This is a genomic window from Chryseobacterium sp. SIMBA_028, assembly GCF_046535285.1.
Lineage (GTDB): Bacteria > Bacteroidota > Bacteroidia > Flavobacteriales > Weeksellaceae > Chryseobacterium.
Genome location: NZ_JAWRWZ010000770.1, coordinates 1 through 240, shown reverse-complemented (window position 1 = coordinate 240; position 240 = coordinate 1). Strand labels below are relative to the sequence as shown.

The following is a 240-nucleotide window of genomic DNA, read 5'->3' as shown; positions in this document are numbered from 1 at the left end:
ATGTGGACCAAATGGAGCTAACTTTCTGTGGAAATTAATAAACTCTCTGTTCACATCATCGATCTGAATCTCAGAATCTATCAAAATAGAAGGCTCTTTCTGATGTTCCTTAATCTTTTCAGCAACAACTTTTTCAAATTTTATTTTGAAAGCATCAAACTTGTCTTTCTCCATGGAAAGTCCTGCAGCAGCATGATGGCCTCCAAATTTAAGGAAATATTCTGAACAGATATCCAACGC

General features: G+C 35.8%; 1 pseudogene. It reads right to left on the bottom strand.

From position 1 onward, the window contains the following. Positions 1–240, bottom strand: a pseudogene (locus SCA31_RS25330) (single-stranded-DNA-specific exonuclease RecJ); the annotation flags it as partial.